At 63.7% G+C, this 23,199-nt stretch carries 28 protein-coding genes; all 28 read right to left on the reverse strand.

The features are described 5' to 3' along the window. Window positions 1-52: 52 nt before the first annotated feature. A complete protein-coding gene (gene rplO / locus AXW83_RS08515) occupies window positions 53-532 on the reverse strand; it encodes a 50S ribosomal protein L15 (protein WP_066612306.1) in 480 nt (159 codons plus the stop codon). 12 nt (window positions 533-544) lie between these two features. Further along, on the reverse strand, window positions 545-739 hold the full coding sequence (gene rpmD, locus AXW83_RS08520) for a 50S ribosomal protein L30 (RefSeq protein ID WP_066612308.1): 195 nt from the start codon (window positions 737-739) through the stop codon (window positions 545-547). Window positions 740-749: 10 nt separating this feature from the next. Next, window positions 750-1,310 carry a 30S ribosomal protein S5 gene (gene rpsE, locus AXW83_RS08525; RefSeq protein ID WP_066612311.1) on the reverse strand — a complete coding sequence of 187 codons (561 nt, stop codon included), beginning with the start codon at window positions 1,308-1,310 and terminating at the stop codon, window positions 750-752. 132 nt (window positions 1,311-1,442) lie between these two features. Further along, entirely contained in the window at window positions 1,443-1,808 is a 366-nt protein-coding gene (rplR, locus tag AXW83_RS08530) for a 50S ribosomal protein L18 (RefSeq protein ID WP_066612313.1), read from the reverse strand. A gap of 5 nt (window positions 1,809-1,813) precedes the next feature. Beyond that, complete coding sequence (gene rplF / locus AXW83_RS08535) at window positions 1,814-2,347, reverse strand: 50S ribosomal protein L6 (RefSeq protein WP_066612315.1); 534 nt, start codon at window positions 2,345-2,347, stop codon at window positions 1,814-1,816. A 37-nt stretch (window positions 2,348-2,384) separates the two neighbouring features. Continuing rightward, complete coding sequence (gene rpsH, locus AXW83_RS08540; RefSeq protein WP_082359449.1) at window positions 2,385-2,780, reverse strand: 30S ribosomal protein S8; 396 nt, start codon at window positions 2,778-2,780, stop codon at window positions 2,385-2,387. Window positions 2,781-2,793: 13 nt separating this feature from the next. Beyond that, window positions 2,794-3,099: a 30S ribosomal protein S14 gene (gene rpsN, locus AXW83_RS08545; RefSeq protein ID WP_066612317.1), complete on the reverse strand. Its 306-nt coding sequence runs from the start codon at window positions 3,097-3,099 to the stop codon at window positions 2,794-2,796. 36 nt (window positions 3,100-3,135) lie between these two features. Then, window positions 3,136-3,705 carry a 50S ribosomal protein L5 gene (gene rplE / locus AXW83_RS08550; RefSeq protein WP_066612318.1) on the reverse strand — a complete coding sequence of 190 codons (570 nt, stop codon included), beginning with the start codon at window positions 3,703-3,705 and terminating at the stop codon, window positions 3,136-3,138. Then, complete coding sequence (gene rplX, locus AXW83_RS08555; RefSeq protein ID WP_054144258.1) at window positions 3,698-4,015, reverse strand: 50S ribosomal protein L24; 318 nt, start codon at window positions 4,013-4,015, stop codon at window positions 3,698-3,700. The genes rplE and rplX overlap by 8 nt, the downstream gene beginning before the upstream one ends. Then, window positions 4,015-4,383 carry a 50S ribosomal protein L14 gene (rplN, locus tag AXW83_RS08560; RefSeq protein ID WP_054144259.1) on the reverse strand — a complete coding sequence of 123 codons (369 nt, stop codon included), beginning with the start codon at window positions 4,381-4,383 and terminating at the stop codon, window positions 4,015-4,017. Before rplN ends, rplX begins: the two co-directional genes overlap by 1 nt. A 211-nt stretch (window positions 4,384-4,594) precedes the next feature. Next, window positions 4,595-4,837: a 30S ribosomal protein S17 gene (rpsQ, locus tag AXW83_RS08565; RefSeq protein ID WP_066612320.1), complete on the reverse strand. Its 243-nt coding sequence runs from the start codon at window positions 4,835-4,837 to the stop codon at window positions 4,595-4,597. A gap of 11 nt (window positions 4,838-4,848) precedes the next feature. After that, the gene (rpmC, locus tag AXW83_RS08570; RefSeq protein WP_066612324.1) at window positions 4,849-5,061 is read right to left on the reverse strand and encodes a 50S ribosomal protein L29; all 213 of its coding nucleotides are present in this window, start codon (window positions 5,059-5,061) and stop codon (window positions 4,849-4,851) included. An 11-nt stretch (window positions 5,062-5,072) separates the two neighbouring features. Next, a complete protein-coding gene (gene rplP, locus AXW83_RS08575) occupies window positions 5,073-5,486 on the reverse strand; it encodes a 50S ribosomal protein L16 (RefSeq protein ID WP_066612326.1) in 414 nt (137 codons plus the stop codon). Between the two features lie 18 nt (window positions 5,487-5,504). Next, window positions 5,505-6,212: a 30S ribosomal protein S3 gene (gene rpsC / locus AXW83_RS08580; RefSeq protein WP_066612328.1), complete on the reverse strand. Its 708-nt coding sequence runs from the start codon at window positions 6,210-6,212 to the stop codon at window positions 5,505-5,507. A gap of 10 nt (window positions 6,213-6,222) precedes the next feature. Next, entirely contained in the window at window positions 6,223-6,606 is a 384-nt protein-coding gene (gene rplV, locus AXW83_RS08585) for a 50S ribosomal protein L22 (protein WP_066612330.1), read from the reverse strand. Between the two features lie 3 nt (window positions 6,607-6,609). Continuing rightward, window positions 6,610-6,888 (reverse strand): 30S ribosomal protein S19, encoded by a 279-nt coding sequence (gene rpsS / locus AXW83_RS08590; RefSeq protein ID WP_056714527.1) that lies wholly within the window; start codon window positions 6,886-6,888, stop codon window positions 6,610-6,612. 8 nt (window positions 6,889-6,896) lie between these two features. Next, window positions 6,897-7,739 carry a 50S ribosomal protein L2 gene (gene rplB, locus AXW83_RS08595; protein ID WP_066612332.1) on the reverse strand — a complete coding sequence of 281 codons (843 nt, stop codon included), beginning with the start codon at window positions 7,737-7,739 and terminating at the stop codon, window positions 6,897-6,899. Window positions 7,740-7,755: 16 nt separating this feature from the next. Continuing rightward, window positions 7,756-8,067: a 50S ribosomal protein L23 gene (locus tag AXW83_RS08600; protein ID WP_066612334.1), complete on the reverse strand. Its 312-nt coding sequence runs from the start codon at window positions 8,065-8,067 to the stop codon at window positions 7,756-7,758. Then, complete coding sequence (gene rplD / locus AXW83_RS08605; RefSeq protein ID WP_066612335.1) at window positions 8,064-8,684, reverse strand: 50S ribosomal protein L4; 621 nt, start codon at window positions 8,682-8,684, stop codon at window positions 8,064-8,066. The genes AXW83_RS08600 and rplD overlap by 4 nt, the downstream gene beginning before the upstream one ends. Beyond that, complete coding sequence (gene rplC / locus AXW83_RS08610) at window positions 8,684-9,409, reverse strand: 50S ribosomal protein L3 (protein ID WP_066612336.1); 726 nt, start codon at window positions 9,407-9,409, stop codon at window positions 8,684-8,686. The genes rplD and rplC overlap by 1 nt, the downstream gene beginning before the upstream one ends. Window positions 9,410-9,482: 73 nt before the next feature. Next, entirely contained in the window at window positions 9,483-9,791 is a 309-nt protein-coding gene (rpsJ, locus tag AXW83_RS08615; protein ID WP_043237115.1) for a 30S ribosomal protein S10, read from the reverse strand. Between the two features lie 70 nt (window positions 9,792-9,861). Further along, the gene (tuf, locus tag AXW83_RS08620; protein ID WP_066612337.1) at window positions 9,862-11,052 is read right to left on the reverse strand and encodes an elongation factor Tu; all 1,191 of its coding nucleotides are present in this window, start codon (window positions 11,050-11,052) and stop codon (window positions 9,862-9,864) included. Between the two features lie 55 nt (window positions 11,053-11,107). Further along, on the reverse strand, window positions 11,108-13,183 hold the full coding sequence (gene fusA / locus AXW83_RS08625; RefSeq protein WP_066612340.1) for an elongation factor G: 2,076 nt from the start codon (window positions 13,181-13,183) through the stop codon (window positions 11,108-11,110). A gap of 36 nt (window positions 13,184-13,219) precedes the next feature. Then, window positions 13,220-13,690, reverse strand: a complete 471-nt coding sequence (gene rpsG / locus AXW83_RS08630) for a 30S ribosomal protein S7 (RefSeq protein ID WP_066612341.1) — start codon at window positions 13,688-13,690, stop codon at window positions 13,220-13,222. Window positions 13,691-13,760: 70 nt separating this feature from the next. Next, window positions 13,761-14,132: a 30S ribosomal protein S12 gene (gene rpsL / locus AXW83_RS08635; protein ID WP_038358286.1), complete on the reverse strand. Its 372-nt coding sequence runs from the start codon at window positions 14,130-14,132 to the stop codon at window positions 13,761-13,763. Between the two features lie 345 nt (window positions 14,133-14,477). Beyond that, window positions 14,478-16,505, reverse strand: a complete 2,028-nt coding sequence (locus AXW83_RS08640) for an ABC transporter ATP-binding protein (protein WP_156639882.1) — start codon at window positions 16,503-16,505, stop codon at window positions 14,478-14,480. Between the two features lie 84 nt (window positions 16,506-16,589). Continuing rightward, window positions 16,590-18,686, reverse strand: a complete 2,097-nt coding sequence (locus AXW83_RS08645) for an FAD-dependent oxidoreductase (protein WP_066612345.1) — start codon at window positions 18,684-18,686, stop codon at window positions 16,590-16,592. Window positions 18,687-18,922: 236 nt separating this feature from the next. Next, window positions 18,923-23,131, reverse strand: coding sequence for a DNA-directed RNA polymerase subunit beta' (rpoC, locus tag AXW83_RS08650; RefSeq protein WP_066612346.1), 4,209 nt, complete (start codon window positions 23,129-23,131; stop codon window positions 18,923-18,925). Window positions 23,132-23,199 lie beyond the last annotated feature (68 nt).

Consider the following 23,199-nt stretch of genomic DNA (forward strand, 5'->3'; position numbering starts at 1 on the left):
GAGCAGGACTCGTGCGGAAAACCGGTTCCCACTTTTCCGCGTCCTGCTCGGCTCACGCCTGTGAAGCGGCAGCAGCCAGGATCTTGACCGAACCGCCGGCCTTTTCGATGGCCTCGACGGCCGACTTCGACGCACCGGCGACCTCGAAGGCGAGCTTGGCCTTCAGTTCGCCGACGCCCAGGATCTTCACGCCGTCGGTCGCCTGACGCGTGATCACACCGGCGGCGACAAGCGCCTCGATGGTGACGACGCCCTTGGCGTCGAGCTTGCCGGCTTCGACCGCCTGCTGGATCCGGCCGAGATTGACCTCGTTCAGATCCTTGGAGAACAGATTGTGGAAGCCGCGCTTGGGCAGGCGCCGATAGAGCGGCATCTGGCCGCCCTCGAAGCCCTTGACCGCCACGCCGGCACGGGCCTTCTGACCCTTGACGCCGCGGCCGCCGGTCTTGCCCTTGCCGGAGCCGATGCCCCGGCCGACGCGGATGCGCGACTTGTGCGCGCCTTCGTTGTCACGGATTTCTGTGAGTTTCATCGAGCGATCCCCTCACTTCTCGTCGACGACGCGCACGAGATGCCTGACCTTGTCGATCATGCCTCGCACGGACGGCGTATCGACCAGGGTCGAACGCTTGCGCATCTTGTTCAGGCCCAGACCGATCAGGGTCTGGCGTTGCGAGGCCTCGCGGCGGATCGGGCTGCCGATCTGCTCGACGACGACGGTGGTTTCAGCTTTTGCCATGATCCCGCCCTCACGCTTCTGCCACGGCGTCGGTACCGGCATCGCGGCGACGCGTCTGCAGGGACGAAACCTTGAGGTTGCGACGAGCGGCGACGCCACGCGGGCTGTCCTCGTTCTTCAGCGCGTCGAATGTCGCGCGGACGAGGTTGTAGGGGTTCGAGGAGCCGAGCGACTTCGACACCACGTCCTGCATCCCGACCGCCTCGAAGACGGCGCGCATCGGGCCGCCGGCGATGATGCCGGTACCGGCCGGGGCTGCACGCAGCACGACCTTGCCGGCGCCGTGACGGCCCTGGACGTCGTGATGGAGCGTGCGGCCTTCGCGCAGCGGAATGCGGACGAGGCCGCGCTTGGCGGCTTCCGTCGCCTTGCGGATGGCTTCCGGCACTTCACGCGCCTTGCCATGTCCGAAGCCGACGCGGCCCTTCTGGTCGCCGACGACGACGAGAGCGGCGAAGCCGAAGCGACGTCCACCCTTCACCACCTTGGCGACGCGGTTGATGTGGACCAGACGGTCCACGAATTCCGAATCGCGCTCTTCGCGATCGCGGTCACGAGGCTCTCTCGCCATGTCATATCCTCTTACTTGCGCGGAACGAGGCGCCAGGCCCCGCCGCTCGCTCGAGCGTCCCTGATGGAACGACGTTGAATGCGTCGCACGGAAGACCGGAAGCCGGCTCCCGCGCGACGCTGGTAATCAGGCTCAGAAGTTCAGCCCGCCCTCGCGGGCGGCCTCGGCCAGCGCCTTGACGCGGCCGTGATACATGTAGGAGCCGCGGTCGAAGACCACGTCCTTGACGCCGGCCTTGACGCCACGCTCGGCGATCAGCTTGCCGATCGCGGAGGCCGCATCGACATTCGCGCCCGACTTGATGTCGCCGCGGATGTCCTTGTCCAGCGACGAGGCGGAGGCCAGCGTGACCCCCTTCACGTCGTCGATGATCTGCGCGTAGATCTGCTTGCCGGTGCGATGCACCGAAAGGCGGGCGCGGCCATTGGCCACGGCCTTGATCGCGCGGCGGACGCGGGCCTTGCGGCGCGCAGTGTTGTCTGTCTGCTTGCTGCTCATGGCCCTTACTTCTTCTTCCCTTCCTTGCGGAAGATGAACTCGCCGGCGTATTTGACGCCCTTGCCCTTGTAGGGCTCGGGTCCGCGATAGTCGCGGATTTCGGCGGCGGTCTGTCCGACCACCTGCTTGTCGATGCCGGTGATGACGATTTCGGTCGGCTTCGGCGTGACGATCGCGACACCCTCGGGGATCGCGTAGTCGATGTCGTGGCTGTAGCCGAGCGACAGCTTAAGTACCTTGCCGTTGACGGCGGCCTTGTAGCCGACGCCGTTGATCTCGAGCTTCTTCTCGAAGCCCGTGGTGGTGCCGATCACGAGGTTGGCGATGCGGGCGCGCGAGGTGCCCCAGAGCGCGCGGGCACGCTTCGACTGCGAGCGCGGCTGAACCGCGATCGAACCGTTCTCCATCGCCACCGAGACGTCGTCGGGAACGCTGAAGGAGAGCTCGCCCTTCGAGCCCTTGATCTTGACGAGCTGCCCGGCGACGTTGGCGGTGACGCCAGCGGGGACCGGAACAGGCTTCTTGCCGATACGAGACATTGGATTTCTCCTGAAAATGAGCGGCGCGGAAGGTCTTTTAGAAGACCTTGCAGAGCACTTCGCCGCCCACGTTCTGTTCGCGGGCAAGATGATCGGGCATCACACCCTTCGGCGTAGAGATGATGGTCACGCCAAGGCCGTCGGCCACGCGGGGCATCGTCTCCACCGAAGAATAGACGCGGCGGCCGGGCTTCGACACACGCGAGATCGACCGGATGACCGGCAGTCCCTCATGATACTTAAGCTCGATATCGAACTCGGTCCGGCCATTGCCGAACTCGGTCTGGGTGTAGCCGCGGATGTAGCCCTCGGACTGAAGCACGTCGAGGACGCGGGCCCTCAGCTTCGAACCGGGCGTCGAAACGCGCGACTTGCGCCGCATCTGCGCATTGCGGATGCGGGTCAGCATATCTCCAAGCGGATCAATGATCACGATCGTGTCCCCCTCACCAGCTCGACTTGACGAGGCCGGGAACCAGCCCCTTGTTGCCGAGCTCGCGCAAGGCAATGCGCGACATCTTCAGCTTGCGGTAGACGGCGCGCGGACGCCCCGTGACTTCGCAGCGGTTGCGCACGCGGGTCGGAGCCGAGTTGCGCGGCAGTTCGGCCAGCTTGAGGCGAGCGAGAAAACGCTCGTCCATGGACTGGCTGTCGTCATTGGCGATCGCGAGAAGCCGCGCGCGCTTGCCCGCGAATTTCTTCACGAGAGCCTTGCGGTGGTTGTTGTTCTCGACGGAGCTTTTCTTAGCCATCGATATCTCCTGGTTTCCGCGTATGAGCGGTCAAGCTCACTGCCGGAACGGGAAGTTGAAGTGCTTGAGCAAGGCGCGTGCCTCGTCGTCCGACTTCGCAGTCGTGCAGACGATCACGTCCATGCCCCAAACGGCGTCGACCTTGTCGTAGTTGATCTCGGGGAACACGATGTGCTCCTTGATCCCGAGCGCGAAATTGCCGCGCCCGTCGAACGACTTCGGATTGAGACCACGGAAGTCGCGCACGCGGGGCAAGGCGATGGTGACGAGCCGGTCGACGAACTCGAACATCTTGGTCTTGCGCAGCGTGACCTTGCAGCCGACCGCCATGTTCTCGCGCAGCTTGAAGCCGGCGATGGCGAGGCGGGACTTGGTGATGACCGGCCTCTGGCCGGCGATCAAAGCGAGGTCGCCGGCAGCGTTGTCGACCTTCTTGCGGTCGGCGGTCGCTTCGCCAACGCCCATGTTGATGACGACCTTCTCGATGGTCGGCACTTCCATGGCGTTCTTGTAGCCGAACTCGGCGATCATCGCAGGGCGGACGACCTCCTCGTAATGCGTCTTCATGCGCGGCGTGAGAGCCGCCTGCTGCTGATTATCAGCCATCGATCAGATCCCCCGAACGCTTGGCGAAACGAACCTTGCGGCCGTCGTCCAGAACCTTGAAGCCGACGCGGGTCGGCTTGCCGTCCTTCGGATCGGCAACGGCCAGGTTCGACAGGTCGATGGTGGCTTCCTTCGAGATGATGCCGCCTTCGGACTGCGCAGAAGCCTTGGTGTGCTTCTTGACCATCATGACGCCGCGCACGATGGCGCGGGCGTCCTTCGGGATCACCTGGAGCACTTCGCCGGCCTTGCCCTTGTCACGGCCGGCCAGCACGACGACCTTGTCGCCCTTCTTGATTTTCGCAGCCATCAAAGCACCTCTGGCGCAAGCGAGATGATCTTCATGTGGTTCTTGGCACGCAATTCGCGCGGAACCGGTCCGAAGATGCGGGTGCCGACAGGCTCCTTCTGGTTGTTGATCAGCACGGCCGCATTGCGGTCGAACCGGATCACCGAACCATCGGCGCGCTTGACGTCCTTGGCGGTGCGAACGACGACCGCCTTCATGACGTCGCCCTTCTTCACGCGGCCGCGGGGAATGGCTTCCTTGATCGAGACGACAATGATGTCGCCGATGCGGGCATAACGCCGCTTCGACCCGCCGAGAACCTTGATGCACATCACGCGACGGGCGCCGGAATTATCCGCGACCTCGAGATTCGTTTGCACCTGGATCATGGCCTTGATCCTTCCAGTGTGTATCAGCGCGGTTTCCCGGCCGCATGAGCGCTGCCGGGACTACGACTGACGGGGGTCGATCGCCCCCTGGCCTCAAAACAAAGCATGGACCGCAAAAGTGGCTTTCACCCTTGCGGCTTGAACATGCCCGACTCTTAAATTCGCGCCCTCCCCGCCCGACATGATTCGGACGGAAGGAAGCCGCGTTGACTTACGCCTTGGGAGCGCCGTCGAGCAAAACCCAGCTTTTCAGCTTGGAAATGGGCTTGGACTCCTCGATCCAGACCTGGTCCCCGACCTTGACCACCTGCGCCTCGTCATGGGCGTGATAGTTCTTGGTGCGGCGAACGGTCTTCTTGAGCAGCGGGTGCGTATAACGCCGCTCGACCTTCACCACAACAGTTTTGTTTTGCTTGTCGCTGACGACGACGCCCTGCAGCACGCGCTTCGGCATGGTCTAACTCCTCAGGCGCTCGCCGCGACGGTCTTCGACCGCTGCAGCGTTTTGATGCGGGCGATGTCCTTGCGCACTTCGGTGACGCGCGAGGTGTTCTCGAGCTGGCCGGTGGCGCGCTGGAATCGCAGGTTGAACTGCTCCTTCTTCAGCTTCAGGAGCTCGTCCTGAAGCAGGTCCACGCTCATGGACTTCAGGTCGGACAGGCGTTGTGCGGTCTTCATGTCGTCCTCCCTTACTCGGCGATGCGCTGGATGAAGCGGGTCTTGATCGGCAGCTTGGCGGCGCCGAGGCGCATGGCCTCGCGCGCGGTATCCTCCGGCACGCCGTCGATCTCGAACATGATCCGGCCCGGCTTGACCTTGGCTGCCCAGAATTCAGGCGCGCCCTTGCCCTTGCCCATGCGGACTTCGGTCGGCTTCTTCGACACCGGAACGTCCGGGAAGATCCGGATCCAGACGCGGCCGGCGCGCTTCATGGCACGGGTGATCGCGCGGCGGGCCGCCTCGATCTGCCGGGCGGTGACGCGCTCGGGCTCCTGGGCCTTGAGGCCGAACTGGCCGAAATTCAGGTCCGTGCCGCCCTTGGCGACGCCGGAAATGCGCCCCTTGAACTGCTTGCGGAACTTGGTCTTCTTTGGTTGCAACATGGCTTTTCTCGATCAGCCTTATGCATGCTCGCGACGATTGCCACCGCCGGAGCGGCCGCCTTCGTCTGCCATGCGCTTGTCCTGGGCCATCGGATCGTGCTCGAGGATCTCGCCCTTGAAGATCCAGACCTTGATCCCGCACGTGCCGTAGGTGGTGAAGGCGGTGCCGACGCCGTAATCGACGTCCGCGCGCAGGGTGTGCAGCGGCACGCGACCTTCGCGATACCACTCCAGCCGCGCGATTTCGGCGCCGCCGAGACGGCCCGAGCAGTTGATGCGGATGCCCTCGGCGCCCAGACGCATGGCCGACTGGACGGCCCGCTTCATGGCGCGACGGAAGGCGACGCGACGCTCGAGCTGCTGCGCGATCGAATCGGCGACCAGCGTGGCGTCGATCTCGGGCTTACGCACCTCGACGATGTTGATCGTCACATCGGCCTTGGTCAGCTTCATCACCGACTTGCGCAGCTTCTCGATGTCGGCGCCCTTCTTGCCGATCACCACGCCCGGACGCGCCGAGTGAATGGTGACGCGGCACTTCTTGTGCGGGCGCTCGATGATGATCTTCGAGATCGCGGCCTGCTTGAGCATCTTCATGAGGGAGGCGCGGATCGCCATGTCCTCATGCAGAAGCTTGCCGTACTCGCCCTTCTGGGCGAACCAGCGCGAATCCCAGGTGCGGTTGATGCCGAGGCGGAAACCGATCGGATTGATTTTCTGACCCATCGTTCTCTCCTCAGGCCTTGGCCGCGGCGACTTCGCGCACGATGATCGTGATGTTCGCGAACGGCTTCAGGATGCGCGCGCCACGGCCGCGGGCGCGGGCATGGAAGCGCTTCATGACCAGCGCCTTGCCGACGAAGGCCTGCGCCACGACGAGATCGTCGACGTCGAGATCATGGTTGTTCTCGGCATTGGCGATGGCGCTCTGCAGGCACTTGCGCACGTCCAGCGAGATCCGCTTGCGCGAGAACTCGAGGTCGGCGAGCGCCGTCGAGACCTTCTTGCCACGAATGAGCTGGGCGAGAAGGTTCAGCTTCTGCGGGCTGACGCGAAGGTTGCGGGCGACCGCGACGGCTTCGTTGTCAGGCAGCGCACGGGGGAATGATGTTTTTCCCATGGCTTACTTCCTCTTCGCCTTCTTGTCGGCGGCGTGGCCGTGGAAGGTGCGCGTCGGCGAGAACTCGCCGAACTTGTGGCCCACCATTTCCTCGGACACGGACACCGGCACATGCTTGTGGCCGTTGTAGACGCCGAACGTCAGACCGACGAACTGCGGAAGGATCGTGGAGCGGCGGCTCCAGATCTTGATGACCTCCGACCGGCTCGCCGAACGGGCGACCTCGGCCTTTTTCAGAAGGTATCCGTCGACAAACGGACCTTTCCAAAGCGAACGCGCCATGACGGACCTCAGTTCTTCTTCTTGCGGGCGTGACGGCTCGACACGATGAACGTATCGGTCCGCTTGTTCGAGCGGGTCTTCTTACCCTTGGTCGGCTTGCCCCAGGGGGTGACCGGGTGACGACCGCCCGAGGTGCGGCCTTCGCCGCCGCCATGGGGGTGATCGACAGGGTTCATCGAGACGCCGCGGTTATGCGGACGACGGCCGAGCCAGCGCGAGCGACCCGCCTTGCCGTCGTTCCTGTTCATGTGGTCGGGGTTGGAAACCGCGCCCACGGTGGCATAGCACAGGCCGCTGATCAGGCGCTGTTCGCCCGAGTTCAGGCGGACGATGACATAGCCCTGGTCGCGACCGACGATCTGGGCGTAGTTGCCCGCGGACCGGGCGAGCTGCCCGCCCTTGCCGATCTTCAGCTCGAGATTGTGGACGATCGTGCCGATCGGCAGCGAACCCATCGGGGCCGCATTGCCGGGCTTCACGTCGACCGACGGTCCCGAGATCACGCTGTCGCCGACGGCGAGGCGCTGCGGCGCGATGATGTAGGCCTGCTCGCCGTCGCTGTACTTGATCAGCGCGATGAAGGCCGAGCGGTTGGGATCGTACTCGATCCGCTCGACGACCGCCGGAATGCCATCCTTGCCGCGACGCTTGAAGTCGATCAGGCGAAGCGTCCGCTTGTGTCCACCGCCGCGGAAGCGGACGGTGATGCGGCCGAGATTGTTGCGGCCGCCCGAAGACGACTTGCCTTCGGTCAGCACCTTCAGCGGCTTGCCCTTATAGAGCTCGCTGCGGTCGACGATCACGAGCTGGCGAAGGCTCGGCGTGGTCGGCTTGAAACTCTTCAAAGCCATGATGCAGATCCTCCCTTCACAGACCCGTGGTCACGTCGATGGAATGACCATCTTCGAGAGTCACGATTGCCTTCTTGACGTCCGAGCGCTGGCCGAGGCGGCCGCGGAAGACCTTCATCTTCCCTTCGGTGACGAGCGTGTTGACGCTCTTCACCTTGACGTCGAACAGCTTCTCGATCGCGGCCTTGATCTGCGGCTTCGTCGCAGTCTTGGCGACCTGGAAGACGACCTTGTTGTGCTCGGAGAGCATCGTCGCCTTCTCGGTGATCACCGGGCTACGAATGACATCGTAGTGCCGGGGATCCGTATTCTTCGCGGCCTGGCTCATTTGAAGCGCGCCTCCAGCGCATCGACAGCCGAGCGGGTCAGCACGAGCTTCGTGCGACGCAGGATGTCATAGACGTTGATGCCCTGGACCGGCAGCACGTCGACATTCGGGATCGAACGCGCGGCCAGGCCGAAATTGACGTCGATCTCGGCGCCGCCGATCACCAGTGCGCTCGACAGGTCGAGCTTGCTGAAATGGCCGAGCAGCAGCTTGGTCTTGGGCTCCGAGAGCTTGGCATCATCGATGATGATGATCTCCGAACCCTTGGCCTTGGCCGAGAGAGCGTGACGCAGGGCCAGCGCCCTCACCTTCTTGGGAAGGTCATGGGCATGGTCGCGCACGACCGGGCCGAAGGCCTTGCCGCCGCCGCGGAACTGCGGGGCGGAAGCCGCGCCGTGGCGTGCGCCGCCGGTGCCCTTCTGCTTGTAGATCTTCTTGCGGGTGCGGTCGACTTCCGACCGGCCCTTGGACTTATGCGTCCCGGCGCGGCGCTTGGCGAGCTGGTAGCGCACCATGCGGGCGAGGATGTCGGCGCGCGGCTCGAGGCCGAAGATCGCATCCGAAAGCTCGACCGAACCGGCCGAACCGCCTTCGAGAGTGGTGATATCGAGTTTCATCACGCGTTCTCCTCAACGGTCTCGGTCGCGGGAGCCTGCGTGTCGCCGCCAGCGGTCTTGAACTTGCCCGGCAGCGGCGCATCCTTCGGCAGGGCGCGCTTGAGCGCGTCCCGCACATGGATCCAGCCGCCGGCATGACCGGGAACCGCACCCTCGACCAGGATCAGGCCGCGCTCGACATCCGTCTGGACGACGCGCAGGTTCTGCGTGGTGACGCGCTCGGTGCCGAGATGGCCGGGCATCTTCTTGTTCTTGAAGGTCTTGCCCGGGTCCTGGCGGCCACCGGTCGAACCGATCGAGCGATGCGAGACCGAGACGCCGTGGGTGGCGCGAAGGCCGCCGAAGTTCCAGCGCTTCATGCCGCCGGCAAAGCCCTTGCCGAGCGTCGTGCCGCTGACATCGACGAACTGGCCGACGACGAAATGATCCGCCGTCAGTTCGGCGCCGACCGGGATCAACGCGTCGTCGCTGACGCGGAACTCGACGATCTTGCGCTTGGGCTCGACCTTGGCGACGGCGAAGTGGCCGCGCTCAGCCTTCGAGACGTTCTTGACCTTGGCCAAGCCCGACCCGAGCTGCACGGCGACATAGCCGTTCTTCTCGATCGTGCGATGCGCGACGACCTGGCAGTTGTCGAGCTTCAGCACGGTGACCGGGATATGTTCGCCAGCATCTGTGAAGATGCGGGTCATCCCGACTTTCTGTGCAATCACACCGGAACGCATCGGTGCATACCTTCCCTTGGGGTCATACTCATCCAGCCAAAACGCTGGAGGCAGAGGACCCGGCTAAAACAAATCAGAGCTTGATTTCGACGTCGACGCCGGCGGCGAGATCGAGCTTCATGAGGGCGTCGACCGTCTGAGGTGTCGGGTCGACGATATCGAGCACGCGCTTGTGGGTCCGCATCTCGAACTGCTCGCGCGACTTCTTGTCGATGTGCGGCGAGCGGTTGACCGTGAACTTCTCGATGAGCGTCGGCAGCGGGATCGGTCCGCGGACCTGTGCGCCCGTCCTCTTGGCCGTCGACACGATCTCGCGCGTCGAAGCGTCGAGAATGCGGTGGTCGAACGCCTTGAGGCGGATGCGGATGTTCTGACCGTTCATGGTCTTATCTTCCTGGTGACGTGAGAAGGCGATGAGCCCGGGTAGGGCCAATCGCCCTCACGAAAACGCGTTACGCGATGATGCTTGCGACGACACCCGCACCGACGGTGCGTCCGCCTTCGCGGATGGCGAAGCGCAGCTTCTCTTCCATCGCGATCGGCACGATCAGGTGCACTTCCATGGCGATGTTGTCGCCCGGCATCACCATTTCCGTGCCCTCGGGCAGGTGCACCACGCCGGTCACGTCCGTCGTGCGGAAGTAGAACTGCGGGCGATAGTTGGTGAAGAACGGGGTGTGGCGGCCGCCCTCCTCCTTGGTCAGGATATAGGCCTCGGCCTTGAACTTGGTGTGCGGCTTGACCGAGCCCGGCTTGCACAGGATCTGCCCGCGCTCGACGTCCTCGCGCTTGGTGCCGCGCAGCAGCGCGCCGATGTTGTCGCCGGCCTGGCCCTGGTCGAGCAGCTTGCGGAACATCTCGACGCCGGTGACCGTCGTCTTGACCGTGTCCTTCAGGCCAACGATCTCGATTTCCTCGCCGACCTTGACGATGCCGCGCTCGACGCGACCCGTCACCACCGTGCCGCGGCCCGAGATCGAGAACACGTCCTCGACCGGCATCAGGAACGGCAGGTCCAGCGGACGCGCCGGCTGCGGGATGTACTCGTCGACCGTCTTCATCAGCGCCAGAACCGCGTCATGGCCGATGACCTTGTCGCCATTGTCGAGCGCGACCTTGGCCGAACCCTTGGTGATCGGGATGTCGTCGCCGGGGAAGTCGTACTTCGACAGAAGCTCGCGGATCTCCATCTCGACGAGCTCGAGCAGCTCGGCGTCGTCGACGAGATCGACCTTGTTCATGAACACCACCAGCGCGGGCACGCCGACCTGGCGCGCCAGCAGGATGTGCTCGCGGGTCTGCGGCATCGGGCCGTCGGCCGCCGACACCACCAGGATCGCGCCGTCCATCTGCGCCGCACCCGTGATCATGTTCTTCACATAGTCGGCGTGGCCGGGGCAGTCGACGTGGGCGTAGTGGCGCGCGACCGTCTCGTACTCGACGTGAGCGGTCGAGATCGTGATGCCGCGGGCCTTCTCCTCGGGAGCCTTGTCGATCTGGTCATACGCCGTGAACGTGGCACCACCCGACTCCGCCAGAACCTTCGTGATCGCAGCCGTCAAAGACGTCTTGCCATGGTCGACGTGACCAATCGTTCCAATGTTGCAATGCGGCTTCGTGCGCGCGAATTTCTCTTTGGCCATCGTAGCCTCCGTCCGTCAGGTCGTTTTAAGTCGAAAAGGGTTCAGATCGAGCAGGTCAGGCGTATTTGGCCTGGACTTCGGCGGCGACCGCCGAAGGAACCTGCTCGTAGTGGTCGAACTGCATGGTGTAGTTGGCGCGTCCCTGGCTGAACGAGCGCAGCTGGTTGACGTAGCCGAACATGTTGGCGAGCGGGACCATCGCATTCACGACGACCGCGTTGCCGCGCATGTCCTGGCCCTGGATCTGGCCGCGACGCGAGTTCAGATCGCCGATGACCGAACCGGTATAGTCTTCCGGGGTCACCACCTCGACCTTCATGATCGGCTCGAGCAGCACGGAGCCGCCCTTCTGCAGACCTTCGCGCAGCGCAGCACGCGACGCGATTTCGAAGGCGAGAGCTGACGAGTCAACCTCGTGGAAGGCGCCGTCGACCAACGTCACCTTGACGTCCACGACCGGGAAGCCGGCGATGACGCCCGAGCCGATGACCGAGTTGAGGCCCTTCTCGACGCCAGGGATGTATTCCTTCGGCACCGTGCCGCCGACGACCTTGGACTCGAACAGAAAGCCCTTGCCGACTTCGTTGGGCTCGACCACCAGCTTGACGCGGGCGAACTGGCCCGTACCGCCTGTCTGCTTCTTGTGGGTGTAGTCGATATCGACCTTCTTGGTCAGGGTCTCGCGATAGGCCACCTGCGGCGCGCCGATATTGGCGTCCACCTTGTAGGTCCGGCGCAGGATGTCGACCTTGATGTCGAGATGAAGTTCGCCCATGCCCTTGAGAATGGTCTGGCCGCTCTCCTGGTCGGTCGAAACGCGGAACGACGGATCCTCGTTCGCGAGCTTGGCCAGGGCCAGGCCCAGCTTCTCCTGGTCGGCCTTGGACTTCGGCTCGATCGCGATCGTGATGACCGGCTCGGGGAATTCCATCCGCTCCAGGATGACGGCCTTGATCGGATCGCACAGCGTGTCGCCGGTGCGGACATCCTTGAGGCCGGCCAGAGCGACGATGTCGCCGGCGAAAGCCTCCTTGATGTCTTCGCGGTTGTTCGCGTGCATCAGCAGCATGCGGCCGACGCGCTCTTTCTTGTCGCGGGTCGAGTTGATGACGCCAGCGCCCGTCTCGACCTTGCCAGAATAGACGCGGCAGAAGGTGATCGTGCCGACGAAGGGGTCGTCCATGATCTTGAAGGCAAGCATGGAGAAGGGATCCTCGTCCGTCGGATGACGAACGGTCTCTTCCTCGGTCTTGAAGTCGATGCCCTTGATCTCGCCGCGATCCACGGGGGACGGCAGGAAGTCGACAACTGCATCAAGAAGCGGCTGCACGCCCTTGTTCTTGAAGGCCGAACCGCAAAGCACGGGATGGAAGGCGCGGCGCTGGACAGCAGTGCGGATCAGGCGGCGCAGCGTCTCGGCGTCGGGCTCGGTGCCTTCGAGATAGGCCTCCATCGCCACGTCGTCCATGTCGACGGCGGCTTCGACCAGCTTGCTGCGGTATTCGGCGGCCTTGTCGGCAAGGTTGGCAGGAATGTCCTGCTCCTCGAACGAAGCGCCCAGCGCTTCACCGTTCCAGACGATCGCCTTCATCTTGATCAAGTCGATCACGCCGACGAAGTCGGACTCGGACCCGATCGGGATCTGCAGGCACACCGGCTTGCCGGCGACACGGTCGATGATGTCCTGAACGCAGCGATAGAAATCGGCGCCGATCTTGTCCATCTTGTTGACGAACACGATGCGCGGCACGTCGTATTTGTCGGCCTGGCGCCAGACGGTCTCAGTCTGGGGCTCGACGCCCTGGTTGCCGTCGAGAACGCAGACGGCGCCATCGAGCACACGCAGCGAACGCTCGACTTCGATGGTGAAGTCGACGTGGCCGGGGGTGTCGATGATGTTCAGGCGATGCTCGCGCCACAGGCAGGTGGTCGCAGCCGAGGTGATCGTGATGCCACGCTCCTGCTCCTGCTCCATCCAGTCCATGGTGGCTGCGCCGTCATGGACTTCGCCGATCTTGTGCGACTTGCCGGTGTAATACAGCACGCGCTCGGTGGTCGTGGTCTTGCCGGCGTCGATATGCGCCATGATGCCGAAATTGCGGTATCGGTCGATGGGATGAGTGCGTGCCATGGTAGCGCTCTGTCTTTCTCTAAAGCCGACGGACGGTTACCAGCGATAATGCGAGAAGGCGCGGTTGGCTTCCGCCATCCGGTGCGTGTCTTCACGCTTCTTCACGGCATTTCCGCGGTTGCTGGCGGCGTCCATCAGCTCGGACGAGAGACGCTCGACCATCGTCTTGTCGTTGCGGCCGCGAGCGGCCGTGATCAGCCAGCGGATCGCCAGCGCCTGACGGCGCTCGGTGCGAACCTCGACCGGAACCTGGTAGGTGGCGCCGCCGACGCGACGCGAACGGACCTCGATCGCCGGAGCGACGTTCTCGAGCGCGCTCTTGAACACGGCGAGCGGATCGCTCTTCATCTTGCCCTCGATGATGTCGAAGGCGCCGTAGACGATCCGCTCGGCGGTCGACTTCTTGCCTTCATACATCACCGAATTCATGAACTTCGTCACGATGATATCGTGGAACTTCGGATCCGGGATAACTTCGCGCTTTTCAGCACTATGGCGGCGGGACATCGTCTAGTCTCCGTAAAATCTTCAAAGCTGCGAACCGGCGGGGCATCGGGCCCTGCCGATCAGGCAGAACTCACTTCGGACGCTTGGCGCCGTACTTCGAACGACGCTGCTTGCGGTTCTTGACGCCCTGGGTGTCGAGCACGCCGCGCAGGATGTGGTAGCGCACGCCGGGCAAATCCTTGACGCGGCCGCCGCGGATCATGACGACGGAGTGTTCCTGAAGGTTGTGGCCTTCACCGGGAATGTATCCGATCACCTCGAAGCCGTTGGTCAGGCGCACCTTGGCGACCTTACGCAGAGCGGAGTTCGGCTTCTTCGGCGTCGTCGTATAGACGCGCGTGCAGACGCCGCGCTTCTGCGGGCAGGACTCGAGCGCCGGAGCGGTGTTGCGCGCCTTGACGGGCGAACGCGGCTTGCGAATGAGCTGGCTGATTGTCGGCATTCTGGCCTCTCGCTCCCACTGAGCGTTTGGAAATCGCTAAATCTTTGCCCAGACCAACCAAAGCCATGACACAAACGAAGCCGCGCCATCGGCTCCCGGCAGGGAAACCTCAGGCGCGTTCGCCAGCAGAGGAACACGGATCGCTCCGCGTTCATGCATCTTGCCATGTCGTCAATCGACGCTGGAATTCCGGTGGAGTTTCGGCCGCGAAATTCGCCAGCAACAAAGGCTAAGGCGACATACGTGTCCGACAACCACCGATAGTGGCGCGCTTATGACTCGGGCGGAGATTCGCGTCAACCCCGAATATGCAGTGCCGCAAGGCGGGACCGCCGGGCCGGCGCCTCAATCCTCGTCCTCTTCGGCGCTCTCGCGCATCTGATCGGTCCAGAGGCGCCGGTAGAGACCGCCCCGCTTCTTCAGCAGTTCGGAATGGGTTCCGCGCTGGACGAGGCGCCCGGCATCGAGAACGACGATTTCGTCCATGTCGATAACCGATGTCAGCCGATGCGTCACGAACAGCAGGGTCCGCCCCTTGCCGATCTTCTTCAAGGTGCGGTTGACGGCCGCCTCAGTCGTCTGGTCGAGCGCCGAGGTCGCCTCGTCGAGCAGCAGGATCGCGGGATCGCGGACCAACGCTCGCGCAATCGCGATGCGCTGGCGCTGCCCGCCCGACAGCGTATCGCCGCGTTCGCCGACCATGGTCTCATAGCCCTGCGGCTGGGCCGCGATGAATTTATGGATTTCGGCTTGCCTGGCCGCTGCCTCGACCTGCGCGTCGCTCGCATCAAGCGACCCTAGCCGGATGTTCTCGCGAAACGTCGTGTTGAACAGCACGTTCTCCTGGAACACGATCGCCATCTGCGCCCGCAGGGAATCGCGCGTGACGTCGGCGATGTCGACGCCGTCGATCGTCACCCTGCCCTGCCTCGTATCGTAGAAGCGCAGCAGCAGGCTCAGCAGCGTGCTCTTGCCCGCCCCGCTCGGCCCCACGATCGCGACGCGGCGCCCCGCCGGAATCACGAGATCGAGCCGGTCGAGCTGCCTGCGCACGCCATCATAGGAAAAGCTGACCCGCTCGAAGGCGATCTGCGTCGTGATGCGCGGCGCCTCGACGGCATCGGGCTTGTCGGAGACCCTGATCGGCTCGTCCAGGATCTGGTTCATGTGCCGGACGGCTCCCGCGGCGTCGATGACCACGGGGATGTACTGGGTCAGGTGGTTCAGGTTGTAGGTGATCTCCCAGAACACGCTCTCGAACGCGACGAAGGTGCCGATCGTGATCACGTCGTTGAAGGTCAGATAGGCGCCGACCGCCAGCACGAGCAGATGCAGCCACAGCACCGCGATCGTGATCGAGCGTTCGACGATGGTGTTGAGGAAGGTCGAGCGCTGCTGGGCCGCCCGCAGCATCTGGTTGCGCTGGGTGAACCAGCGCAGCGACAGGCCCTGCAGTCCAAATGCCTTGACGACCGCCTGGGCGCCGACATTCTCCTGCACCACCCCGAGCTCGCCGGCCTGCGCCCGCTTCACCTCGTAGCTTGCCAGAACCGCTCGCGGCGTCACGATCCGCGGCACGATCAGCACGAGCGGAAAGATCAGAAGCGCCAGCAGGCCGAGTTGCGGGTTCAGCACCATCAACAGGACGATGCCGGCGATCAGTTCCAGAAGCGGCAGCACGCCCCAATTGGCGAGGTTGATGACGGCTTCCTCATAGGTCGTCATGTCGTTAGAGAAACGCGACAGAACCTCGCCCTTGCGGCTCCTGTTGTAGAAGCTCACCGGCAGTTTCTGGATATGGGCGAAAAGGTTCCGGCGAACGTCCGCGGCTATGGCCGAGGTCACTTTCGCATCCTGCCATTCGTACCAGATCGCGACGACCGAGGTGACGAGGCCAGCGACGCCGAGGACGGCGAGGACGAGAAGCAGCTGCGAGTAGTTCTTCTCCTCGAAGACCTCGTCGATCAGGTATTTGAGCACGAGCGGCATCGAGACGTTGAACGCCATCTCGACCAGCAGGCCGAGCCCGACCAGTACGATGCCGGAGCGATGGGCCGATAGATAAGGCCTCGTGAAGGCGAAGACGCTGCTGAAGGCCCCTGCCGCTTCGGCGGCAGAGTAGTTCACCGGGCCGTCATGGTCCTCGTCGTCATCGATATCGTCTTCCTCATCATCCTCGTCGTCATCGTCGTCATCGTCGACTTCGACTCGCGACTGCGAAGACTTCGCCGGCGCAGCGACGGGGAGCACGCTCTTGCGTTCCACGGGGACAGCAGCTGTGACGGACGGGACATCGATCGCTGCCGCAGAGGTGGTGGCCCGGCCCGGGTCACTGGCATCGTCGGCCGCTGGAGGCTGCTTGTCGTCACTCACGCGATCTTCGGCAGAACGCATTCAAGCGGCCACCGCCCTCTATCTAGATGATGTGTTCGGCGACTGGATGATGATCGGCGGACATCAGTCGCCGCGGGTCGGCTTCAGCCGGTCGAAGAAGCAGTAGCGCAGGCTTTCCGCATCTTCGTACCACTGACCCGGCCCTTTGCCTGCCGCGAGCGTGCGTTGCCAGGCGGCATCCAGCCGGTCGCGCTGCTCAAGCGCCACATCGAAATCCTCGTCGAAGAAAAGCTCCGACCACTCCCACCATGTCGCCAGCTTCTTCACCCCGCGCAGAAGATCGTACCTGTCGCAGACCTGGGAGGTGAGATCGCTGGTCACCGAGCCGAAATAGACTCCTCGCCTGCATACGCGATGCAGTTCGGAGATCGCCGCCTTGACGCGGCGTGGGCTGAGATGGCTGAGGCAGGTCTCGTAGACGACGTCGAAGGAGCGCGTTTTGAACGGCAAGTCCGCTACCGTGCCGCAGCGGTTGTACTTGCGCAGATGCGCCGGCGTCTTCGCGTGGATGTAGCGGTTCTTCTCGATTCCCCAGGCGTCGATGCCGAGATCGCGCAACGCTCCGACGAGTTCTCCGGACGCCGAGCCCGCCACGAGCAGCCGATATGCCGGCCCCGTTTCCCACACCAGCTCGATCATGTCGCGGATGTAGAGGGGGTCGCTGAACCGCGACCAGACCTCTGCATAGGGGCCGGCACCGCGATAGAGGTCGAAATAGCTGCGGTCGATACGGGGGCTAGGCTTTGGTACGACGACCGGATCTGGGCCGTTGGCAGCAGCAGCCCGGGCGAGCCCGGTGTCGTAGCGCCGCTTCATCAACTCGGTCAGGAGGAGATCGGTCGCAATATCGGAAGAATCGAGCAGACCGTTCAGGGTCGAGTCGAACAGATAGTCGCCGACGACCAGAAGCCCCGGATGCTCCTTGGGCTCGGGGCGATGGTTGGTCAGGACATCGCGAACCGGCATTCCACCGGGGATCGCGTTCACCGATGCGAGCCAGCGGTGAACCTTGCCCTCGATGAAATGCGGATGGGGGTCTCCGATCGATGCGGGCACCGATTTCAGAACCGTCCTGATCAGTTCGTCATCGCTGAGATTGGCAAAGGACAGCGCATCGACGCCGGCGATCAGCCAGTTCAGGACGCCATTGCGTCCGACATCGTGACGCGAGCCTTCGATATAGACGCAGCAGCCTCCGAAGCTCTCGGACATGAACCACGAGCCCTCCACCTTTCCCTCCCAGAAAGGCCGATCGAAGAGCGCGGCGACCCGCAGATAATGGGCGGGGCGGTCGAAATGGGCGATGTGCCGGGACATGCTGCGCCTCAGGACTTCGCTGTCCCAGGCGACGGTGCCGAGCCAGTTGTGCGGAAGGCACATCACCACGAGATCGAACTCTCGGCTCTCCGGACCCTTGCCGTTCAGCATACCGAGGCGATAGCGCCCCTCTTCCGTCTTGCCGACGTTCAGGACCCTGTGGTTGAGCTGGATATCGGCATCGATGGCGGCGCTCAGCCCTTCGATGATCTGCTCGTTGCCGTTCTGGACCGAATAGACCTCGATATAGCCGTCAACATCCATCAGATAGTTCTTCAGCGCGTTGAGGCCATTCGAGACATGCCCCTCGGACGCGATGTCGGATCGGGCCATGACTTGCAGGAAACGGCGCGCCTTCGCGTCGGCCACCTCGCGATCAAGCACCTCTTCGGCGCTGATGAAGGCCCAGGGGTGACGGTTGTCCTGCTTGCCCGCTCCCTGATAGTAGGCGGCCGGAGACATGCTGTCGGCGCAGGTCTTGCGGAACGCGACGATCGCATCGGCGGTTGCGGTGCCATAGCGTGTCCGCATCCCATCGACGCCCAAGACCACCTCGCCGTCCAGCACGACCGCTTCGGAATCCATCGCTGTGGTCTGAAAGCCCAGTTCCTGCACCAGTTCGCGCAAGGGGTCGTGGCCCAGCATCGAATAGCCGTAGATTTCAGCGACACCCGCCTCGTACATCGCCGGAGTACTGTCAAATTTCCGCGTCAGGACCTTTCCGCCAAGCCGCTCTGACGCCTCGAAAATCGTAACCCGGCACATTTCGCCGATTTTCTTCTTGATATGCCACGCAGTCATCAAGCCGCCGGGCCCACCGCCGACGATCGCTAGTTCCAACATCGAAAACTACGCCAGTTCCTGTTACGATATGGCGCATGATGACGTACTCCGGCTCCAAAAGCGACCCGAAAATGCCTTAATTGACGGTCGTTCCGTATGACCGTCCTGGACGAGCGGGGAAGACGCGATATCGTCGGCCGCACCTCAGCGGATTGGGTCCAACATGAAAAAGGCCGCCCGAAGGCGGCCTTGATCAGGACGATAGGGTTGGGAGACGCGCAGAAAGCGCGTCCCGATCACTCCGCTGCGGGCAACGCCGCTGCGACGGCAGCAGCCGCGGCCTTCGCAGCCGAAGCCGCGGCACGGGCCGCAGCATCGGCCTTCTGGCCGACGATGAGATCGTCGCGACGCGTCGCCACCTGCTTGATGCGGGCGACCTGGGCGCCGGTGCCGGCCGGGATGAGCGAGCCGACGATGACGTTCTCCTTGAGGCCTTCCAGCGTATCGTACTTGCCGTTGACCGCCGCCTCGGTGAGGACGCGGGTGGTCTCCTGGAACGACGCCGCCGAGATGAACGAACGCGTCTGCAGGCTCGCCTTGGTGATGCCGAGCAGGACAGGCACGCCGGAGGCGGGCTTCTTGCCCTCTTCCGCCATCTTCTGGTTGATCTCGCGCAATTCGATGCGGTCGACCTGGTCGCCGGTCAGGATGTCGGTATCGCCGGATTCGGTGATCTCGACCTTCTGCAGCATCTGCCGGACGATGACCTCGATGTGCTTGTCGTTGATGCCCACGCCCTGGAGGCGATAGACCTCCTGGATCTCGTTCACCAGATAAGCCGCCAACTCCTCGACGCCCTTGATCGCAAGGATGTCGTGCGGGGCCGGATTGCCGTCGAGGATGTAGTCGCCCATCTCGACGACGTCGCCGTCCTGGAGATGGATGTGCTTGCCCTTGGGGATCAGGTACTCGAGCCCTTCCGAGCCGTCATGCGGGGTCAGCGTAACGCGGCGCTTGTTCTTGTAGTCCTTGCCGAAGCCGATCACGCCGGCCTTCTCTGCGATGATCGCCGCATCCTTGGGACGACGCGCCTCGAACAGCTCCGCCACCCGCGGCAGACCGCCGGTGATGTCGCGGGTCTTGGCCGAGTCGGTCGAGACGCGGGCCAGCACGTCGCCGGCCTTGATCATCGCGCCCGGCTCCATCGAGATGATGCCCTCGACCGGCAGGATGTACCGCGCTTCGCCGCCACGGGCGAGCTTGGCGATCTTGCCGTCCGGTCCATGCACCGTCAGCGCCGGACGCAGATCCGACGTACGGGCCGAGCCGCGCCAGTCGATGACGACGCGCTTGTTGATGCCTGTCGCCTCGTCGGTCGTCTCGGTGATCGACATGCCGTCGACCAGGTCCTCGTAGCCGACGGAGCCGTCGACCTCCGCCAGGATCGGGCGGGAATAGGGATCCCACTCGATCAGGCGCTGGCCGCGCTTGACTTTGTCGCCCTCGTCGACCCGCAGCTTCGAGCCGAACTGGACCCGGTGCACCGCGCGCTCCGCCCCGTCCGGTCCCACGATCACCACGGCGATGTTGCGCGCCATGGCGATGAGGTCGCCGTCCGAATTGCGGGCGAGGTTGCTGTTGCGGATCCTGACCGTGCCCTCGAAGTTCGACTCGGTGAAGGACTGGTCGGCGATCGTGGCAGCGCCGCCGATGTGGAAGGTGCGCATGGTGAGCTGCGTACCCGGCTCGCCGATCGACTGCGCCGCGATGACGCCGACGGCCTCGCCCATGTTGACGGGCGTGCCGCGGGCAAGATCGCGTCCGTAGCAGGTCGCGCAGACGCCGTTCTTGGTGGCGCAGGTCAGCACCGAACGGATCTTAACTTCCTGCACGCCGGCAGCGTTGATCGCCTCGATATGCGCCTCGTCGATCATCGTGCCCTTCGGCACCAGGACCTTGCCGTCGATATCGGTGACATCCTCCGCGGCCGAACGGCCGAGGATGCGGATTCCGAGCGAGGCGACGACCTGGCCCGCATCGATGATGGCGCGCATCTTGATGCCGCTCTCCGAGCCGCAATCGACTTCGGAGATGATCGCATCCTGCGCCACATCGACGAGACGACGCGTCAGATAGCCGGAGTTGGCCGTCTTCAGCGCGGTATCGGCGAGGCCCTTGCGGGCGCCGTGGGTCGAGTTGAAGTACTCGAGAACGTCGAGGCCTTCCTTGAAGTTCGAGATGATCGGCGACTCGATGATCTCGCCCGAGGGCTTGGCCATCAGGCCGCGCATCGCCGCGAGCTGCTTCATCTGGGCTGGCGAACCGCGCGCACCCGAATGGCTCATCATGTAGATCGAGTTGATCGGCAGATCGCGACCGTTCTTGTCTTTCTTCACGGTCGAGATGCGCGCCATCATCTCCTGGGCGAGCTTGTCGGAGCACTTTGCCCAGGCGTCGACGACCTTGTTGTACTTCTCGCCCTGGGTGATCAGGCCGTCCTGGTACTGCTGCTCGTAATCCTTGGCGAGAACGCGCGTCGTATCGACGATCTCCCACTTGTTTTCGGGGATCACCATGTCGTCCTTGCCGAACGAGATGCCGGCCTTGAAGGCGTGCGTGAAGCCCAGCGACATGATGCGGTCGCAGAAGATCACCGACTCCTTCTGACCGCAGCCGCGATAGACGGCGTCGATCATTCCCGAGATTTCCTTCTTCGTCATCAGGCGGTTGCTGACGTCGAAGGTCATGTTCGGGTGCCTGGGCAGTGCCGTCGAGAGAATGACGCGGCCGGGCGTGGTGTCGTAGATCTTGGTGTAGTCCTTGCCGTCGGCCCCAACGCCGGTCCAGCGGTATTTGATCTTGGAATGCAGCGTCACGACCTTCTCGTGCAGCGCATATTCAAGCTCGCCGATGTCGCCGAAGATCTTGCCCTGGCCCGGCTCGCCGTCGGAGACGATCGAGAGGTAGTACAGGCCCAGAACGATGTCCTGCGACGGCACGATGATCGGAAGACCATTGGCCGGGTGTAGGATGTTGTTGGTCGACATCATCAGGACGCGCGCCTCCAGCTGCGCTTCCAGCGACAGCGGAACGTGCACGGCCATCTGGTCGCCGTCGAAGTCGGCGTTGAAGGCGGCGCAGACCAGCGGGTGAAGCTGGATCGCCTTGCCCTCGATCAGCGTCGGCTCGAAGGCCTGGATGCCCAGGCGGTGGAGCGTCGGCGCGCGGTTCAGCATCACCGGATGCTCGCGGATGACCTCGTCCAGGATGTCCCAAACCTCCGGCTTCTCCTTCTCGACCAGCTTCTTGGCCTGCTTGACCGTGGTCGAGTAGCCCTTGGCGTCGAGGCGCGCATAGATGAACGGCTTGAACAGCTCAAGCGCCATCTTCTTGGGCAGCCCACACTGGTGCAGCTTCAGCTCCGGACCCACGACGATGACCGAACGGCCGGAATAGTCGACGCGCTTGCCGAGCAGGTTCTGGCGGAAGCGGCCCTGCTTGCCCTTCAGCATGTCGGCAAGCGACTTCAGCGGGCGCTTGTTGGCACCCGTGATGACGCGGCCGCGACGGCCGTTGTCGAACAGCGCGTCGACCGACTCCTGCAACATCCGCTTTTCGTTGCGGATGATGATGTCGGGCGCGCGCAGCTCGATCAGCCGCTTCAGGCGGTTGTTGCGGTTGATGACGCGGCGATACAGGTCGTTCAGGTCGGAGGTCGCGAAGCGGCCGCCATCGAGCGGCACCAGCGGGCGCAGATCGGGCGGGATCACCGGGACGATGGTCATGACCATCCATTCCGGCTTGTTGCCCGACTGCTGGAAGGCCTCGATGATCTTGAGGCGCTTCATCAGCTTCTTGGGCTTCAACTCCGACGTCGTCGTCGCGATCTCATGCTTGAGATCGGCGTTGATCTGGTCGAGGTCGAGCGCGCGCAGCATCTCGCGGATGGCTTCCGCGCCGATCATGGCGGTGAAGGTGTCGGCGCCGTACTCTTCCTGGCAGCGGACATACTCCTCCTCGGACAGGATCTGACGGTCCTTGAGGGGCGTCAGGCCCGGCTCGATGACGACATACGACTCGAAATAGAGGATGCGCTCGAGATCCTTGAGCGGCATGTCCATCAAGAGGCCGATGCGCGAGGGCAGCGACTTCAGGAACCAGATATGGGCGACAGGCGCGGCGAGTTCGATATGGCCCATGCGCTCGCGCCGGACGCGGGCGAGCGTGACTTCGACGCCGCACTTTTCGCAGATGACGCCCTTGAACTTCATGCGCTTGTACTTGCCGCACAGGCACTCGTAGTCCTTGATCGGCCCGAAGATGCGGGCGCAGAACAGGCCGTCGCGCTCCGGCTTGAACGTCCGATAGTTGATGGTCTCCGGCTTCTTGATCTCGCCGTATGACCAGGACAGGATCTTCTCCGGGCTGGCGATCGAGATGCGGATCGCATCGAACGCCTGCTGCACCGGCTGCTGCCCAAAGAGATTCATGACCTCTTGCTTCATCGCCTGCTCTCCTGCGACCAGTGGGGGTTCTTGAACCGCCCTGCCCGGCCTTCATGCGATCGGCCGGC

It is taken from the genome of Bosea sp. PAMC 26642, assembly GCF_001562255.1.
Lineage (GTDB): Bacteria > Pseudomonadota > Alphaproteobacteria > Rhizobiales > Beijerinckiaceae > Allobosea.